15 protein-coding genes are annotated in these 18,541 nt (G+C 38.3%); 2 read left to right on the forward strand and 13 right to left on the reverse strand.

Features of this window, described 5'->3' with window-relative positions; genetic code table 11:
- Positions 1 to 164: 164 nt before the first annotated feature.
- The 8 genes from meaB to ABNX05_RS15670 form a co-directional block, all read right to left on the reverse strand.
- Positions 165 to 1,262: a methylmalonyl Co-A mutase-associated GTPase MeaB gene (gene meaB / locus ABNX05_RS15635; RefSeq protein ID WP_349660567.1), complete on the reverse strand. Its 1,098-nt coding sequence runs from the start codon at positions 1,260 to 1,262 to the stop codon at positions 165 to 167.
- Positions 1,262 to 3,415: a methylmalonyl-CoA mutase gene (gene scpA, locus ABNX05_RS15640; RefSeq protein WP_349660568.1), complete on the reverse strand. Its 2,154-nt coding sequence runs from the start codon at positions 3,413 to 3,415 to the stop codon at positions 1,262 to 1,264. Before scpA ends, meaB begins: the two co-directional genes overlap by 1 nt.
- Entirely contained in the window at positions 3,412 to 5,103 is a 1,692-nt protein-coding gene (locus ABNX05_RS15645) for a methylmalonyl-CoA mutase family protein (protein WP_349660569.1), read from the reverse strand. Before ABNX05_RS15645 ends, scpA begins: the two co-directional genes overlap by 4 nt.
- Before the next feature lie 132 nt (positions 5,104 to 5,235).
- The gene (locus ABNX05_RS15650; RefSeq protein WP_349660604.1) at positions 5,236 to 6,579 is read right to left on the reverse strand and encodes a dihydrolipoamide acetyltransferase family protein; all 1,344 of its coding nucleotides are present in this window, start codon (positions 6,577 to 6,579) and stop codon (positions 5,236 to 5,238) included.
- 294 nt (positions 6,580 to 6,873) lie between these two features.
- The gene (locus ABNX05_RS15655) at positions 6,874 to 7,857 is read right to left on the reverse strand and encodes an alpha-ketoacid dehydrogenase subunit beta (protein WP_349660570.1); all 984 of its coding nucleotides are present in this window, start codon (positions 7,855 to 7,857) and stop codon (positions 6,874 to 6,876) included.
- Entirely contained in the window at positions 7,857 to 8,873 is a 1,017-nt protein-coding gene (locus ABNX05_RS15660) for a thiamine pyrophosphate-dependent dehydrogenase E1 component subunit alpha (protein WP_349660571.1), read from the reverse strand. The genes ABNX05_RS15655 and ABNX05_RS15660 overlap by 1 nt, the downstream gene beginning before the upstream one ends.
- A gap of 239 nt (positions 8,874 to 9,112) precedes the next feature.
- Positions 9,113 to 10,540: a dihydrolipoyl dehydrogenase gene (gene lpdA, locus ABNX05_RS15665; RefSeq protein ID WP_349660572.1), complete on the reverse strand. Its 1,428-nt coding sequence runs from the start codon at positions 10,538 to 10,540 to the stop codon at positions 9,113 to 9,115.
- Between the two features lie 108 nt (positions 10,541 to 10,648).
- Complete coding sequence (locus tag ABNX05_RS15670; RefSeq protein WP_349660573.1) at positions 10,649 to 11,743, reverse strand: Leu/Phe/Val dehydrogenase; 1,095 nt, start codon at positions 11,741 to 11,743, stop codon at positions 10,649 to 10,651.
- Between the two features lie 562 nt (positions 11,744 to 12,305).
- Between ABNX05_RS15670 and ABNX05_RS15675 the strand changes: the two genes are divergently transcribed.
- Entirely contained in the window at positions 12,306 to 12,542 is a 237-nt protein-coding gene (locus ABNX05_RS15675; RefSeq protein ID WP_079561768.1) for a DUF2627 domain-containing protein, read from the forward strand.
- A gap of 167 nt (positions 12,543 to 12,709) precedes the next feature.
- Here the strand turns inward: ABNX05_RS15675 and ABNX05_RS15680 are convergent, their stop codons facing one another.
- The 4 genes from ABNX05_RS15680 to ABNX05_RS15695 form a co-directional block, all read right to left on the reverse strand.
- A complete protein-coding gene (locus ABNX05_RS15680; protein WP_349660574.1) occupies positions 12,710 to 13,435 on the reverse strand; it encodes a glycerophosphodiester phosphodiesterase in 726 nt (241 codons plus the stop codon).
- Positions 13,428 to 14,999 carry a flagellar assembly protein A gene (locus ABNX05_RS15685; protein ID WP_349660575.1) on the reverse strand — a complete coding sequence of 524 codons (1,572 nt, stop codon included), beginning with the start codon at positions 14,997 to 14,999 and terminating at the stop codon, positions 13,428 to 13,430. Before ABNX05_RS15685 ends, ABNX05_RS15680 begins: the two co-directional genes overlap by 8 nt.
- Positions 15,000 to 15,363: 364 nt before the next feature.
- Complete coding sequence (locus tag ABNX05_RS15690) at positions 15,364 to 15,555, reverse strand: hypothetical protein (RefSeq protein WP_349660576.1); 192 nt, start codon at positions 15,553 to 15,555, stop codon at positions 15,364 to 15,366.
- 245 nt (positions 15,556 to 15,800) lie between these two features.
- On the reverse strand, positions 15,801 to 16,181 hold the full coding sequence (locus ABNX05_RS15695) for a PH domain-containing protein (protein WP_323647051.1): 381 nt from the start codon (positions 16,179 to 16,181) through the stop codon (positions 15,801 to 15,803).
- 339 nt (positions 16,182 to 16,520) lie between these two features.
- On the opposite strand from ABNX05_RS15695, the gene ABNX05_RS15700 reads away from it, so the two are divergent.
- The gene (locus tag ABNX05_RS15700) at positions 16,521 to 16,922 is read left to right on the forward strand and encodes a DUF3139 domain-containing protein (protein ID WP_432760152.1); all 402 of its coding nucleotides are present in this window, start codon (positions 16,521 to 16,523) and stop codon (positions 16,920 to 16,922) included.
- Between the two features lie 811 nt (positions 16,923 to 17,733).
- Here the strand turns inward: ABNX05_RS15700 and ABNX05_RS15705 are convergent.
- Entirely contained in the window at positions 17,734 to 18,078 is a 345-nt protein-coding gene (locus ABNX05_RS15705; protein ID WP_349660577.1) for a hypothetical protein, read from the reverse strand.
- Between the last annotated feature and the right edge of the window lie 463 nt (positions 18,079 to 18,541).

Here is an 18,541-nt window from a genome sequence, read left to right on the forward strand (position 1 = left end):
ATCATTAGCAATTATATCTCGACATAATTGCGTCCAGTGGCTTTCACTTTTTTCAGCTGAAAGAAGTGAAACTTACTAGCTTTAGATATTCGACGCTCATACATCTCCTATCATAGCAGTTAGTGACGAATTTGTGCACCTACTTGCTCATATATTAGATGATATTATTTCTGTGATTGTTCATCGCTAAATAAACGATCTACACCTTGTGTAACTGTCAACTGTCCATTTAAAATTTGACGTTCTAAAAGCTGCACTTGTGCTTTCCGTTCTGGATTACCATAAAACATATCGATTAACTGGTCGGTAATCATCGATTGGAACCAATCTCTTGTCTGATTTTGACGTCTGATTGACCAGTAATTATTTGCCTCAACGATTTGTCTGAACTCCCCTATTGTATCCCAGACTTTGTCGAGACCACGTTTTTCCCACGAGCTTACCGGCATTGCTGTGGACATCCAACCTGGAGTTGCAGGCTGTAAGAAATGTAAAATTTGCTTGTACTCGGATACCGTTTTTTTAGCCAGACGAACATTATCACCATCAGCCTTATGAACAACAATAGAATCCGCTAACTCCATAATGCCCTTCTTCATGCCTTGTAACTCATCTCCGGCACCTGTTAAAACTAACAGCAAGAAGAAATCAACCATCCCTCGGACATACGTTTCACTTTGTCCAACACCAACTGTTTCTATTAAAATGACATCATAGCCAGCCGCTTCACATATAAGCATCGTTTCACGCGTCTTTTTATGAACACCCCCTAGGGTACCAGCTGATGGAGAGGGACGAACAAAAGCATTAGGTTTTTTCACGAGCTCTTCCATTCGAGTTTTATCACCTAAAATACTTCCTCCCGATAAAGAAGAGCTCGGATCGATTGCAAGGACTGCCACTTTTTTCCCCAACTCACAAAGCATCGTTCCGAAAGCCTCAATGAACGAACTCTTTCCTGCACCAGGCACGCCTGTTATCCCAATCCGGACACTGTTTCCTGTATGTGGTAGAAGCTCCTGTAAAAGCTCTTGTGCTTGCACTTTATGTGTTGCATTTGAACTTTCAATGAGTGTAATAGCTTTTGACAAGTGTGTACGAGAGCCTGCACGTACTTCTTGTGCTAGCTCCTGTATGTTTAAATTGTCTGCTTTTTTCTTTCGGAACTTTTTCGGTGTACCATATTGCATTCCGTCGTGAGTTGCCTCTACTCCGTCCATAACAAATAGCGCACTTTCAGGCATTCCTTTATTTTTGTCCATTATTCAGACACTTCCTCATAGCCTAAACGTTTGTAAATCTCTTCAATAATCTTTTGTGCCGATACAGGAATAACTGTACCAGGTCCAAAAATAGCTACTGCACCAGCTTCATAAAGGAATTCATAATCTTGTGCCGGAATAACGCCTCCAACAATAATAATGATATCTTCACGGCCCAGTTTTTCTAGCTCCGCTACTAATTCAGGAACTAATGTTTTATGACCTGCAGCTAATGAAGAAACACCAATGACATGAACATCGTTTTCCACAGCCATTTGAGCTGCTTCAGCAGGTGTCATAAATAATGGTGAAATATCAACGTCGAAGCCTAAGTCTGCATAGCCTGTTGCTACAACTTTTGCACCACGGTCATGTCCATCTTGTCCCATTTTCGCTACTAAAATACGTGGACGACGACCTTCATTTTCAAGGAACTCCTCTGTCATTTGTTTCACTTCAGCAATTTGCTCTTCATCTGAGAAGTTTGCAGAGTACACACCAGAGATTGAACGAATTACTGCCTTATGGCGACCTGAAACAACTTCGATTGCATCAGAAATTTCTCCTAATGAAGCACGAGCACGCGCAGCATCTACTGCAATCGCTAATAAGTTTTCTTCGCCATCTTGCGCCGCTTTTGTTAAACGAGCTAAATGTTTTTGTACTTCTGCTTCATCGCGCGCCGCCTTCATAGCTTCTAAACGTTCAATTTGTTTTTGACGAACTAATGTATTATCAATGTCAAGAATGTCGATAGGTTCTTCTTTATCTAAACGATATTTGTTTACACCAACGATCGTTTCTGTTTTAGAGTCGATCTTCGCTTGACGTTTTGCAGCAGCTTCCTCGACTTTCATTTTTGGAAGACCTGTTTCAATCGCTTTCGCCATACCGCCAAGCTCTTCGATTTCTTCAATTAAAGCCCATGCAGATTTTGTAATCTCGTCTGTTAATTTTTCCACATAGTACGACCCGCCCCATGGGTCAATAACTTTCGTCATAGCCGTTTCTTCTTGTAGGAACAGCTGCGTATTACGTGCAATACGCGCAGAGAAATCAGTTGGTAGAGCAATCGCTTCATCAAGTGCATTTGTATGAAGAGATTGAGTATGCCCCATTGATGACGCATTTGCTTCGATTAATGTACGTGTCACATTGTTAAATGGATCTTGTTCTGTTAAAGACCAACCAGATGTTTGTGAGTGTGTACGAAGTGCTAATGTTTTCGGGTTTTTCGGATTAAACGTTGACATCATTTGTGCCCAAATTCGGCGTGCAGCACGCATTTTTGCAACTTCCATGTAGTAGTTCATACCGATTGCCCAGAAGAATGATAAACGTGGTGCAAAGGCATCAATATCGATTCCAGCTTTAAGCCCTGTACGAACATATTCAAGTCCATCTGCTAATGTATACGCAAGTTCAATGTCATTTGTTGCTCCAGCTTCTTGAATATGGTAACCAGAAATCGAAATAGAGTTAAATTTTGGCATATATTTCGCTGTATATTCAAAAATATCTGCAATAATTTTCATAGACATTGCCGGCGGATAAATATATGTGTTACGAACCATGTATTCTTTTAAAATATCGTTTTGAATCGTACCCGCTAATTGGTCAGGAGTCACTCCTTGCTCTTCAGCAGCAACGATATAAAATGCAAGAACTGGCAATACAGCACCATTCATTGTCATAGAAACTGACATTTGGTCCAAAGGAATTTGGTCAAATAAGATTTTCATATCTTCTACAGAGTCAATCGCTACACCGGCTTTACCAACATCCCCTGTTACACGCGGATGGTCAGAGTCATAGCCACGGTGAGTTGCTAAGTCAAAGGCAACAGAAAGACCTTTTTGACCCATTGCTAGATTACGTTTATAGAATGCATTTGATTCTTCAGCTGTTGAGAAACCAGCATATTGGCGAACAGTCCAAGGACGAGCTACATACATAGTAGGGTATGGACCGCGCGTATTAGGCGCAATACCTGCTACATCATTTAAATGCTTTGCCTCTTTAATATCTTCTTTTGTGTATATATCTTTAATTTCGATACCTTCATTAGTCATGAATTTTTCTTCTGACGCTTGAGGCGCTTCTGCTGCTAAAACTTTTTCGATTTCAACTGCACTAAAATTTGGCTTGCTCATCGTTGGACCTCCTTCATGCTAGCGAACACTGAATTTAATTTTTCAATGATGTTCTGTCCTGCGAAAATAAAGCCGTTTAAGCCATTTGCTAACCAAGCTTCTTCTTCGTCTTTAAATTTACCTGCAACGTCAACAATTATGTTTGCTCGTTTGCCAGCTAAAATGGCTGGTACTAATTCTTTTGTATCGTCATCATTACCTGCAATGACTACATATGTTGCTTCTGTAGCATTTAACCAAGCTAATGCTTCTTCAGCTGTAGCAATTGGTTCACTTTTTTCTGGTACTAGACCTACAGTATTTAAGAATCCTGACACGAAGTCAGCACGTGGTTTTGAGCTTTTTAGTGTACCTAATGCTAAGATTCCTGTTGTTACATTTGCTGCTGTCATTTCCGCACGTAAATGTTCAAAAGGTTTAGCAATGCGCTTAATTTCTGCAAAAGCTGGGTTTGTTGCGCTGTCAAGCACATCTGCTGGATTAGCATAAATATTTGTACCGATCAATGATTGCTTACGTGTTTGTACCGCTTTAATACGAGCTTGGTAGGATTTTTCTAGTTCTTCCGCAAGCTTTCCAGATGCAGTGTAAGCGTCGATACCTCCAGCTGCTTCAATTTCTAAAAATAATGTCCAAGCTTCTTTCACAAAATCTGCTGTTAATGACTCAATAAAGTAAGAGCCACCAGCTGGATCTATAACTTTTAAAACATTTGTTTCTTCTTTTAAGATTAAAGATACATTTCGTGCAATACGAACCGATTGATCTGTTGGTTTCGTTAATGCATCATGAGGGTGAACTGTAAAGACATCCGCACCACCAATTAAGCCAGAAAGAGTTTCATTTGCCGAACGTAATAAGTTTACATAAACATCCAGCTTCGAGAAGCTTCTTAACGATGTTTCAGCAATCGTTGGAATTTTTATACAATTAGATACTCCATATGCAGATGAGAACGCTTTCCAAAGTACTTTAAAAGCACGGAGTTTGGCAATCTCTGTAAAGAACTGTGTATCCACTGCAAATGATACATAAAACTTCTTCGTGAACGCTTCAAAGCTTTCTTCTTGATTTGCGTATTTTGCGGCTAATGCAAGTGCATAAGCTAACTCTTGCACTGCGTTTGCGCCTTCATTATGATAAACCGTTGTGTCCGCACCGACTGAGCGCACGTTCGGGAAATTATTTAAAGATATAGGATTTTTAGATACGATGAAGCCTTTTACAGCTTCTCGCTGACTATCTGCTATTTTGTCGAATACTGCTAATAATGGGTCATTTGAATTTTCAACCGAAATTTTAAACGAATATTCAGAGAAATAAGTCGCTAATTGTGCCACTACTTCTTCAGTCCATTCAAAATTCACACGGCTATCAATTGTTACTACTTCATTGCCTCGAGCTAAGCTATCATCAAGCTGTGCGAAAAACGCATCGCTTGTTTCAGCATATATTTGCTGTGCCACTCGAAATGCTTCGTTATTTTGTAGGGAACGGATCGTAGCAACTTGTTTATCAAGTTCTTCTCCAAGTTTTGCTACTAAACTTTCTTGGGTGTAAAGAGGTTCTAATGTAATACCTTCACTCGTTTTCGTTAAAAGAGACTCGAATGGTTTCCCTTTTAAAGCCTTGATTGCTGCATCTTGCCATTCTGAATAGGACGGCTTTTCAAATTCAATATTTTTCATGTTGTTTGACATGCGGACGCTTAATCAGCTTCCCCCCTTAGTAGTTTCTATTTGTTATTCTACATGACAAATTGCGACTCGCAAAGCAAAAAAAAATCGGAAACCGTTATATAACAGGCTTCCGACAAGTCATCAGTAGACTGACGTTGAAGATTTATTTGTATTTTCGAGTATTTCTTTAACTCTATTTAGGAATTTACCACAAACAAGTCCGTCAAGAACTCGATGATCTAAAGATAAACATAAATTCACAATATCTCGTGCTGCGAACATTCCACCAGGTAAAATAACTGGTTTTTTCACAATACTTTCCACCTGGAGGATGGCCGCTTGTGGGTAATTAATGATGCCCATCGACTGAACAGAGCCGAATGCACCCGTATTATTAACCGTAAATGTACCACCTTTTATATCATCCATCGATAATTTTCCGGCGCGAACTTTCCCTGCAAGCTCATGAATTTCCTTCGCAATGCCTTTAATCGATTTTTCATCAGCGTGTTTTATAACAGGAACAAATAACGCATCATCTGTTGCGACTGCAATGGATATATTGATGTCATGCTTTTGAATAATTTTGTCCTCTGCCCACATAGAGTTCATCATCGGGAATTCCTTTAGAGCTTGAGCCACAGCTTTTACAAAGAAAGCAAAATACGTAATATTAAATCCTTCTTTTTGCTTAAACTCAGCCTTTATGCTATCACGATATGCTACTAGATCTGTGACGTCCACTTCCATCATCATCCATGCATGTGGCACTTCATGAACGCTTCGTACCATATTATTGGCGATCGCACGGCGCACCTTCGTTACCGGAATTTCTATATCGCCTGCTTGCATTGGTTGTGTAGGTGTGACCGCTTTCGTATTCTCTTGTGCTGCATGTGTTGTATCCGGTGCTGATTGCGGAACTTTTTCATCGACTACAGGTGATGTTTCCACTAAAGGCGTTGGCACATTCCCTGTTTCAATCAGTTTCATTAGGTCTTTTCTTGTAATACGTCCACCTTCACCAGTACCTGTGATTTGATCAAGGGCAATTTCATACTCTTGTGCAAGTCGAAGAACAGCTGGTGAATAACGTACTTTATCCTGACGAACTGTTTTTTGCAATTCTCTTGTAGCTGTAGTTGGTTGCTGAGTTTCCTGTTTCTTTTGTACACCTGCATTTAAAATTGCCGTACTTACCGCTGATTTTTTAGCTGGAGGTGGTGGAGGTAACTCACTGTCACCTGCTATTTCAACGGAACAAACGACTGCACCAACCGGTAACGTTTGCCCTTCCTCTGCAAGAAGCTCTGATATGACTCCTTCAAAAGAAGATGGGATTTCTGCATTTACTTTATCTGTAACAACTTCTGCTAGTGGATCATATTTTTTTACTGTATCACCTGGTTTGACAAGCCATTTTTCAATCGTACCTTCTGTTACACTTTCGCCGAGCTGTGGCATTGTAATATTTTGAATAGCCATCATCTATTCCCCCCATCAATTATGCCTAGGTGTAATTGTATCTATCAAATTACTATCATATTTTATACTATACTCATCACCATAAAGTGGGGTTGATTTCCGTACCGACTTGACGCTCTCCTAGGGGCGTCCAATCCCCCCTAGGAGGAGTAACCCTGTCTCAACTCCAACCAACTTATATACACGACATAACGTTTTAAGAAATGTCATCCCGAACTTTCGATGAAGAGTCTTAAATTCGTTTAAAAGCTTCTATAACCACTTGAGTGGATAACAGAAATAGATCCATTTATATTAGAATGCGGCAAGTTCTCGCATCGCACGCTCTACTTTATCAGGGTTGATCATAAAATATTTTTCCATCGTCGGTGCGTACGGCATTGCCGGAACATCAGGTCCTGCAAGACGCTGAATTGGTGCATCGAGTTCAAATAAACAATGCTCTGCAATGATTGCTGCAACTTCACTCATAATGCTGCCTTCTTTATTATCCTCAGTAACTAGTAAAACTTTACCTGTTTTACTTGCCGCCTCAATGATTGCTTCTTTATCAAGCGGATAAACCGTGCGTAAGTCAAGAATATGCGCTGAAATACCATCTGCTGCTAGACGCTCTGCAGCTTGTAATGCAAAATGGACAGCTAAACCATACGTAATAACAGTAACGTCTTCCCCTTCTCGCTTAACATCTGCCTTACCAATCGGCAATGTGTAATCGTCTACTGGGACTTCGCCTTTAATAAGACGATATGCACGCTTATGCTCAAAAAATAGCACTGGATCTTCATCGCGGATCGCTGCTTTTAATAAGCCTTTAGCATCATACGGTGTTGAAGGTATAACAATTTTCAACCCTGGTGTTCCTGCAAAAAGTGCCTCTACAGATTGCGAATGGTAAAGTGCTCCGTGAATACCACCACCAAATGGTGCACGTATAACCATCGGGCAAGACCAATCATTGTTTGAACGATAGCGGATTTTTGCTGCCTCAGAAACAATTTGGTTAACTGCAGGCATGATGAAGTCAGCGAATTGCATTTCGGCAATTGGACGCATTCCATACATCGCAGCACCAATACCAACACCTGCAATAGCACTTTCTGCAAGAGGTGTGTCAAGTACCCGATGTTCACCAAATTGATCGTAAAGACCTGTTGTCGCTTTGAAAACCCCACCTTTACGACCAACGTCCTCTCCTAAAATGAAAACACGCTCATCACGTTCCATCTCTTCCTTCATCGCTAATGTAATCGCATCAATATAAGACATTACTGCCATTACACGTCACCTCCGTCCACTGGTGCATATACGTATTTCATAGTATGCTCTGGTGGTGCATACGGAGCAGCTTCTGCATAATCTGTTGCTTCATTCACCTCTGCCATGACACGTTCTTCTATTTCAGCACGAAGTTTTTCCGTCATAACTCCAGTATCCATTAGATACTTTTCAAATAACAAAATTGGATCCTTTGCCTTTCCTTCAGCTATATCCTCAGCAGTTCGATATTGACGATCATCGTCATCCGAAGAATGGGCCGTTAAGCGATACGTCACTGTCTCTATCAAACTTGGTCCTTCACCTCTACGAGCACGATCAGCCGCTTCTTTCACAACCTTATATACTTGCAACGGACATTTTCCATCAACTGTAACACCTGGCATACCATAGCCAATACCGCGATCTGATACTTTCGCACAGCCTAATTGACGTTCAACTGGCACAGAAATTGCATATTGATTATTTTCTACCATTATAATTACTGGAAGCTTATGCACTCCTGCAAAGTTCGCACCTTCATGGAAATCACCTTGGTTAGATGAACCTTCACCGAGTGTAACGAAAGTAATAAAATCTTCCTTTTGTAGGCGCCCTGCTAAAGCTACACCCACCGCGTGCGGAACTTGTGTCGTAACTGGCGAAGAACCTGTTAAAATACGATTTTTCTTTTGTCCAAAATGACCTGGCATTTGGCGCCCACCCGAGTTCGGATCCTCTGCTTTAGCAAATGCAGATAACATCAATTCTCTCGGAGTCATACCAAAATGTAAAACAACACCCATATCACGATAATAAGGTGCAATATAATCTTTGTTATGATCAAGAGCAAAGGCTGCCCCTACTTGCGCCGCCTCCTGACCCTGACAAGAAATAACAAACGGAATTTTACCAGAACGATTTAATAACCACATTCGTTCATCTAGTCTTCTTGCCATTAACATCGTTTCGAATATTGCAAGCACATCTTCATTTGTTAACCCTAAATCCTCATGCTTAATTTGAACACCTTGCATACGAACACCCCTTTCGAACGTTTCGCTTTCGCTACAAAAACACCTTTCTGGATACAGATAACTAAAGTAATTATGGCTCTTCATCAAAATATGTACTTGATTGCACATTCCACTCCAGAAAGGACATTTTCCTCGAACGACGTCACCTTCCTCTTTATGAGCACTTTTATCAATCTACCTGTTAATCAAGAACAGATTTTTGTTTTGACCCTAGACTTTAGTTACAAAAACTGCAAATCTTAAAAATGAATGGCGCGATGATCCACCGCTAACGCCGATTCCGCTAGCACCTCATTCAGTGACGGATGTGGATGAATGGCCTGACTTATTTCCCAAGGCGTTGCATCCAATAATTTAGCAAGCGATGCTTCTCCAATTAAATCTGTCACATGTGGACCTACCATATGAATACCCAAAATATCATTCGTTTCTTCATCAGCAACAATTTTTACAAAACCATCTGTCTCTCCATTAACTAGTGCTTTTCCAATCGCCTTGAACGGAAACTTACCAACCTTCAATGAAAAACCTTGCTCTTGTGCATCCCTTTCTGTTAAGCCAATACTTGCGACCTCAGGGTAAGAATAAACACATTTTGGAACATTTAGAACATCAAGTCCCTCTGTTTTACCCGTTGCAATATGCTCAATAGCAGACACCCCTTCGTGTGAGGCAACATGCGCTAATTGTAAGCCACCGATAACATCCCCTATGGCATACATATGTGATTCCTTCGTTTGATACGAATCATTGACTTTGATAAATCCATTTTCTACTTCTATTTCTGTATTTTCCAAACCAATACCTTGTGTATTGGCTTCACGTCCAACACAAAGCAATAATTTATCTGCCTCAAATAATTCATCCTTATCATTTACTTTTGCAGAAATGAAAACGTTATCATTTTCAATTTTAAAGGATCCTGAATCTAAGCGAGCGTTCGTCACAATGCGGACGCCTCTTTTTTCAAGTTGCTTTGTTACTTCTTTTACAATATCCGCATCCTCTGCAGGTAAAATGGATGGCCCATATTCAATGACCGTTACGTAAACCCCAAAATCGCAAAGCATCGAGGCCCATTCAATTCCAATAACTCCTCCGCCAACAATTAACAACGACTTTGGCAGTTCTTCCATTTCCAATGCATGATCAGAGTTCATCACATATTTACCATCAACCGTTAGTCCCGCCATTCCTCTTGGCTTTGATCCTGTGGCAATGACAACATTTGTTGGAACTAGCATTTCATTTTCATCGCCATTACTCATTTCAACAGAAATAGTGCCAGGCATCGGTGAGAAAATAGATGGACCTAAAATTCGCCCTATTCCTTGATAAACGTCTATTTTACCCTTTTTCATCAGTGTATTCACACCTTGGCTCAATTGCTCAACAATAGCTTGCTTCCTTTCTTGCACTTTGTCGAATTGCAATGTAACCCCTTCAATATGAACACCATATTCTGCCGCAGTTTTATTTGCCATACGATACACTTCAGCACTTCGAAGTAAGGCCTTACTTGGTATACAGCCTTTATGCAAGCATGTTCCACCTAGTCGTTCACGTTCGACAATAGCTGTTTTTAAGCCCAACTGTGCAGCTCGAATTGCAGCTACATAGCCCCCTGTACCTCCGCCTAAAATGACAACATCATAGTTTTGAGCCATATAGATTCCCCCTTGTGAGACAAATGCTAATCATTCATGTAATCTATTAATTTACGATAAAGTTAGAAGAAGTCGACAATGCGACTTCTTTCAACGAATAAGCGGTTATTAACGACCGTGTAAAATATTTTTTTCATTTTTTAAGAATTGGCTACGAGACTTTGATACTCGAGCGATACGTTCTTCTGCCAAACGATTAGCTGCTACATACGTCGGTATACCATCACGTTTAGAAATCGCGAAGATTTTTTCAAGACTATCGTAAATGCCTTCGACACGTTTCATTGCACGTTCACGGTTATATCCATATAATTCATCAGCTACATTTATTACTCCACCAGCATTAATTACATAATCAGGTGCATAGACTATTTCTAATTCATGTAAATAATCACCATGTCGAGAATCTTGTAATTGGTTATTGGCAGAACCTGCGATAACCTTTGCTTTTAGTTGCGGAATCGTTTCATCATTTAAAATCGCCCCTAATGCACAAGGTGCGAAAATATCAACTTCCTGTGAATAGATTTCCTCCGGTGCTACAGCAGTCGCATCAAAATCATTCACAACGCGATCAATTGCCGCCTGATTAATGTCTGTAACAACAAGTTTTGCACCTTCATTATGTAAATATTCGCAAAGCTTGTAGGCTACGTTTCCTAAACCTTGTACAGAAATAGTACGTCCCTCTAATGAGTCAGATCCAAATGCTTCTTTTGCTGCCGCTTTCATCCCAAGGTAAACGCCGTATGCAGTTACTGGTGAAGGATTTCCTGATGAACCAAAAGCAGGGGAAATTCCCGTTACATAATTTGTTTCCTCATGTATTAAATCCATATCTGATACTGTTGTACCTACATCTTCTGCCGTAATATAGCGACCATTAAGCCCTTGGATAAAACGTCCTAGTGCACGGAACATTTCTTCATTTTTATCTTTAAATGGGTCACCGATAATAACCGTTTTTCCACCGCCAAGGTTTAAACCAGCTGCAGCATTTTTATAGGTCATCCCTCTTGCTAAACGCAATGCATCCTCTATTGCATTTTCTTCTGATGCATATGTCCACATACGTGCCCCGCCTAATGCTGGTCCAAGTGTTGTGTCATGGATAGCGATAATCGCTTTTAACCCTGATGCTTCATCTTGGCAAAATACCAATTGTTCATAATCATACTTTTCCATATACTTGAAGATTTCCATGAAAACTCGCCCCTTTGCTTTGGAAAGTGCATCCCCAAATGCCCATTCCAATTCAGTATAATTAGTGTATCAATTATGCCTCGGCATAACTGCGTCCGGAATCGGCTTTGTGCATAGGCCTGCACGAGGGCCGACACGATGTCGGTCATTTCGGTAATGCCACAGGACGTGGCGTTTTTACCGACGCAGGTCAGTTAGCCATTTTCGCATGGATGCGATGATTTTAGGCTAACATCCTATATTGAATTGTTTTCCGATTCTGTGACATCCGCCGGAGGCTTTAAATTCTTTCACCAAGTATTTGGATACCTGCTGAAAAAATTTAAAATTGTTTAACAATGGATAATATTGCTCCATTTAATTTTACAATACTGACAATTTCACAATTTAGCAACTATTATTACATTTTCTTGTTTAAGTAAGAATTTTCTAAAGATTCAGTTACAATTATCACGTTTTGTCTTACTTATTTTTGAGTTCATCAGTTCCATAGTTTTATAACGTTTCTTGACATTCCAATATCCACAGGTACAATTAAACTTAGGAATAAGGAGGGACATGCATGGCTCGTTTTGCTGCATTTATAGTAATGCTTATTCCCGGTCTTATGGCTGCAGGTGGCATTAAATTTATGCGTGATACATTATTTGGTAAGCTCATTTCACCTTTCCCATTTTTATGGCTACAATTTGTCGTTGGCATTATTCTTTTTGTTATAGGCTTTGGCTTTTTCGCAGGTTTTTTACTTCACCGCGATCGGAAAAATGGAAAAGTGGCTCCGCGCTTCCAGAAAAAATAAAAATAGCTATCCTAATAAGTCTCAACAAACTTATTGGATAGCTATTTTTATCTTCATTCAAAATCTTCAGCTACACTGTTTATCTGTAGCGAAAGCGAAGCGACAGCAACATTGTTTATCTGTGCGAAAGCGAAGCGACAGCAACAATATTACCGAGGTGACATTGATTAACGTTGTTGTCGCTTAATCACTTTATCTGGAAAATCAGAAATCCAACCAATTACAGAAGGATGGGGATTTGTTAAAAATGCTTCATTCCCATCAATTGCATAAAAACGACATGCTTTATCACTCGCTACACAAGCCTCTAAATATCTTGGTTTATAATACCTTTTATGCATATGAACACTATCAATTGCTTTGTAATCACGAAGCAAATCCCATTTTATTTTTTTAGTTGCTATAAGTGCTGTTTCATAGTCTGGCTTATATTGTTTCACAATCTCTAAAAGCTCATAGTGAAACGATGAAAAATGACTGCCAACAGGCAAAGTAAGCCCATGTAGCATTTGTATAAGTGCGCTTTTATTATCAAGGAGTGTTGATTTTAATTCAATATTAAGTGGGAGCTGTTGAGAATTTGCCCATGCTAAAACAACTTCAAACGTCGGAATTTTGTACGTTGAAAATAATCGTCTCCACGGCTTCCCAAGTTTAAAGCTTATTAGCTCCTCTTTCGTACATTCGTTCACAAGCTTATTGATGCCTACTAATCTTGATAGTTGTGGATCATGAAACACTACTGGAATGCCCTCTTTTGAAAGCTGGATATCTAATTCAATTCCATCTGCCCCTAGCTCTAATGCCTTTTCAAAAGACTTCAAAGTATTTTCAAGTGCATACGCTGATGCCCCACGATGTGCAAATACAGGAATAAAAGATTCACTAAGCATTTAACTCACCAAATTCAATAAGAAATTTACCCTTTTTAATCTTACTTAATAAGGATGATTTTTTGCCAATTTGAATATAGGTACCAGGATGCGCTTCCTTCGTAACAATAATCTCTTCTTTTCCAGCATGACGCATTTCATCCATTATGAGTTTAACCTCACGATCAATGGTCACTGCATCCGCTTTCAATTTTGTTAAAATTTGTTTTGTACCCTCAAATGTAGCTATTTGCTCCTTAGACATTTGGTTAAGGTGTGGCAGTAAGCTTTTAATTTTCCCCTCGTGCTCAGCGATTTCTGATTGCAGTTGCTTAAGCTTCCCCGCCTTCTCTTGCATAATAGAATAGCTTTCTTGTTTATTGACGCTTTCGATAATTAAATCAGTTCGACGCTCTAAACGATTTCCTGAGATAGCCGTAACGATTGTATTTTTGGCTACTGCACGGCCCCCAATAATTTTTCCTTTTCGTTCGTCCACAAAGATAGAATGGGCAGTGAGCTGGGATCCCAATGCGTAAGATCCTATATGAATGCTGTCAGCTGCAACTAGATTTGCTTCATTGACATGTTTAACGAAAATATTGCCTCCTGCCTCTACAAGCGTTGACCCTAGACCAAAAATCCCTCCGCGAATATAGACGTCGCCTTCAAGGGATTTAATCAGTTTGGCACCGCTTACACCTTCGGCACCCTCGATGGAAATATCTCCAGTAGCAATGACTGTATAGCCTGATGTAACTGTTCCTCTAATACTTAACGAGCCATTAAATTCGAGATTCCCTGTTTCAACGCCAACGTCTCCATTAATTGGCAAATGTCTATTAACACCGATCATGCCTTTGACATCATCTAATACACCAGCTATTTTTGAACGGATGACAGTCTTCCCATCCTCTTCCACTTCATAAGCCGATTTTTTATCATATCGTATAGGAAAATCACGACCCGGTACTGCAGCCATCATTTCACCTAGTACATTTTCCCCTGGTTTACCTAATGTCGCAGGGATTTTCTCGCCTAACCACGAACCTTCGGATATTTCAGAAATAAAGTTCATGTCATAATAATCAGCTTTGCCATCTTCACGAATTACTGGCTTTCTCTCTGGCTTAGGTAAGTATGTAATTTGTGCATCTGTTCCTGCTACTGGTTGTGTACCTTGAGCAATTAAAAATGCTTTTCCTGTCTCAATGTTAGAAATATCAAAATCTAATATGCCGTGAACAATTCCTTCGTTTTTGATAGTTTCCAAAATTTGTTCCGTTAATTTCTCTTTATTCTTTAGAATATAGTCATGTGTTTCATAGATAAATATTGAGGCAGACATTTTATCTCTTGCAACTTCAGCTTCAACATTTGGAAGCCAGCGTCCAATTTCAACAGGGCTTGCGCTTTCAGTTGCTAAGACATTTTTTAATATTGAAAAATTTGATAATTTGAGTCGGGGATGACTTCGTAAAATACTATCAAATTCTTTTAATGGAAACCCGGCACTGTAAGTAAGCATATATACCTTGCCATTTTCTTCCGTTATTTCGAATTTATCATTTCGAACTAGAATCAAGCTACCTCCTCCTTCCCTCTAACTGTAAGTATATACAATCTATTTACATTTGTTTAGAGACAATTGTCACTACTCAGAAAGAAGATACACATACTTTATAAGTAATATTCACATCCAATATTTTCATTTTAATATGATAATTAGGTGATTTATACTATACAAAAGTAATATTTTAATCAGTTCTCAAAATCTCACTGTCCAAATTGTATAAATTTCACTATTAACAATCAGGAAATTTATTAAATCTTCAACTAACGTAAAAATCAGATAATATATCTGTCATAATTTTCATAATCTTACTTAGGCCTTCAATACTAAATAAATATCCCTCGGAAACCATTTATACAGAGTCGAATGATGGCTCTTAATCTTTCTCCAGAATAGACTCAATGCGCAAATGAGCGCCTAATTGATCAAAATTCAAGAGCTGCTCACGTGTCATATAGTAAACGCTAATGCTTCCATTCATTCCAAGCCGCACTTCAAATAAATTATCTTCTATCTGCGTTATTTCTAACGAGTTTTTTTCGTCAAGCTGTATGTTTACGGTTTTCATCTGTTATCACCCCAAATCAATTATACCTCGGTATTATTGTGTCCGGAATAGGCTTTGGGCCAATCCGATGTTGATCACTCTGTCGTGTGTTGTTGTTATTGTTGTCGCTGTCGCTTCGCTTTCGCACAGATAAATCGCCATAGTACGTGGCGTTCTTAGACTGAGTTCCTCTATTTCAGCGGGTGTATGGACACACGCTGAAATAAGTTATAGACGATCAACAGCATTGTTGATCGCTTAATTTATTACTTTCCTAATACATGTTCCGCCAATACACTTTGAATTTTATATATGTTAGTTGATTTATTAAAGCTTTTCTGTATCGGTAATTCATTACCTGAAACCCAAATTTTCAACTCTGCATCTAAATCAAATGTCCCTGCCGTTTCAACTGAAAAATGAAGAATACTTTTATATGGAATTGAATGGTATTGTGTTTTCTTTCCGGTCACTCCTTGTTTATCGATTAAGATAAGTCTTTTATCCGTAAAAATAAACGTGTCTCTTATTATTTTGTAAGCATTCTTAATCGTTTCATTAGGTGTTAATAAGCCTTTCACTTCTTCCTTTAACTTTTCTAGATTAACTTCACTTGCATTACCTATTATCCCATCAAATAACCCCATCTTTACTCCCCCTCCAAATGTCCATCCTTCATTTAGAATATGAGATTATTTTTCCATAAATTCAACCCAACTGCGTTAAATGATATTATTTAAAACTGCGAATAAGTAGCAATTATCAATTGACTAAATACTAAAATAGTGTAAAATTACACTAAATGCTGTTTTGGTGGATAAATTGATCAAATAGTTTGTAGCTTTATTTTACTCGAAATAATAGGGGTATTTCATTTTTCAATAAGCAAAACAAAGCCTATCACACAGCTCATCAAGGACTTGTGCGTAAAAAATGATTATTGTTAATAAAGAAGGGTGACGTAAAATGAAGAAAAAAAGATATATATTACAATTAGTATCCTAATTACTGTTATTGTCATTGCTATTCCAACAGGTTTTATTTATGTACTGAGCAATGGTAATCCATATGCAAAATACATCGCTAATAAGTATGTTCCAGAATATTTGGAAGAGAAGGGATATACAGACGAAATAATTGAAAAATCACATTATGTTGAGCCAAAGTACTTAATAAATAAAGACTTTTATCACGGACACTATATGGTTATATTTAAAGATGAGCCGAATACAACCTATTATTATGGAATAACTAAAAATGGAAAACAAGTTCAGCAATTTTGTGAAAAAGACGTACTTTCAGCGGAAGGTGTTACTGACCTATTTAAGGGTGAGACAAAACATAGTGAGAAAGAATGTAAATATTCTTTTGATAATAGAGATTTATAATGAAATGTCCAAGGTAATTCTCATTTGTCACACATTTACATTCCTCCACTAACACAAACGCAAACCATATTATTGGAAGAAATCTTGAAAAATTAAAACGTTAACAAGACTATTATTCCCTTATCAACAATAGAAATAATAACCATCACTCCTATCTAGGACTTGCGCTTAAAATTACATACAAGTCCTTTGTAAGCTACCTCTATCCCTATCACATAGCTATATAATAACAAGTAGGCATCTGTAATTCTGAGTTCATGCTTAAAGTAATTTTTAAAGAGCGTTAAAGTTAGTTCAAATGACTTCAAAGTCTTTGGTGAGGCCCAAATAAAGCCCCACAAAACATGTTAAGAATTTCTTCCCCTAAATCTGCTGATGGATCAAATCCAGTATCACGATTTAAGATGATTTCTGTTTTCTGCGAATAATAAACAAAGCGCTGTTTTCCAGACTTTTTTGCGTAATAACAATGCATTGCGCCGCAAATCTATACCAGATGCTACAACTCCCAACAATTACTCTCTCCTAGCTCCAGTATCAAAGATTAATCGAGCTTTAACCTAGTCGCAGTATTGATCGAATTTCGTAACGTCGAAAAAACGGATAAACTATTTTAATTTATTATCTTCGAGCATAACTTTGATTTTTCGCTCCAGTTTAACATTTTTTAAACCCTTCAAAAGTTTTATATTATAATTCGCTATCGAATGGATTGAGAAATCGATTCTTCTTTTTTATATTTCAGGAGAGGATAATAGAGATTATAAATATCAAAAAGCATAAGCTTTTTACGCCTATGCTTTTTCAAAAATTAATGTGACATTGTTATTCTTTTACAAGCTATTTTTGCCGCTGGAGTTCCAACACCAGCATCAAGTGCTGCATCTACTGATTCTCCCCAAGAACCACTGCTAGCCTTTATTTCGTTTCCTGCTGTAAAAACTCCCTCAGCTACAATTTGAACACAATCATAATAGTCTGGGTTAGGATTACCTTCAAGATACTGTGCAGCTAATTCGTCTGCTTTCTTTTGTATTGAAACTCGACCTTGTTCAGCCAATGAACTAAAAACACTCTCAGCTTGCCCACCAAAGTGTACTATTACGTCATTAATGTCTCGACCAGTACGATGTATATCTTCCATTTCAGATGACATATTTAGTCCTCCCAATCCTTAATATTTGAACATTTTTTTAGTTCACAAATATTTTCTCCAACTGAGATTGTTCTTATCCATCAACAACTATCCTAAATAATCCTCAATTTCCACTAGAGTAATTTAACTCCACAACTACATATTCACTAATATTCCCCAGGTTGTGTATAACTACCTGGTCAGTCATATATCGATTTCTTTAAACAGTTTTTTGATATTTAATTATCCCTGCATAATTACCTTAAATCAGCATTTTAAATGATCTACAAGACAAATATACTTAAATTGTTTAATATACTTATTGAAAATATTACTTATAATTTCGGAGTGATTAACAAGCTGTTTCTAGAACTTATCACTATTATTACAAAGTAAAATTTTCCATTGTTTTATCAATTTCATCTGCAGTAATTCCAATATATTTTAATGTAATGCTTAGTACTGAATCAATTAAACAATATTT

The sequence above is a fragment of the Lysinibacillus zambalensis genome, from assembly GCF_040183165.1.
Taxonomy (GTDB): domain Bacteria; phylum Bacillota; class Bacilli; order Bacillales_A; family Planococcaceae; genus Lysinibacillus; species Lysinibacillus zambalensis.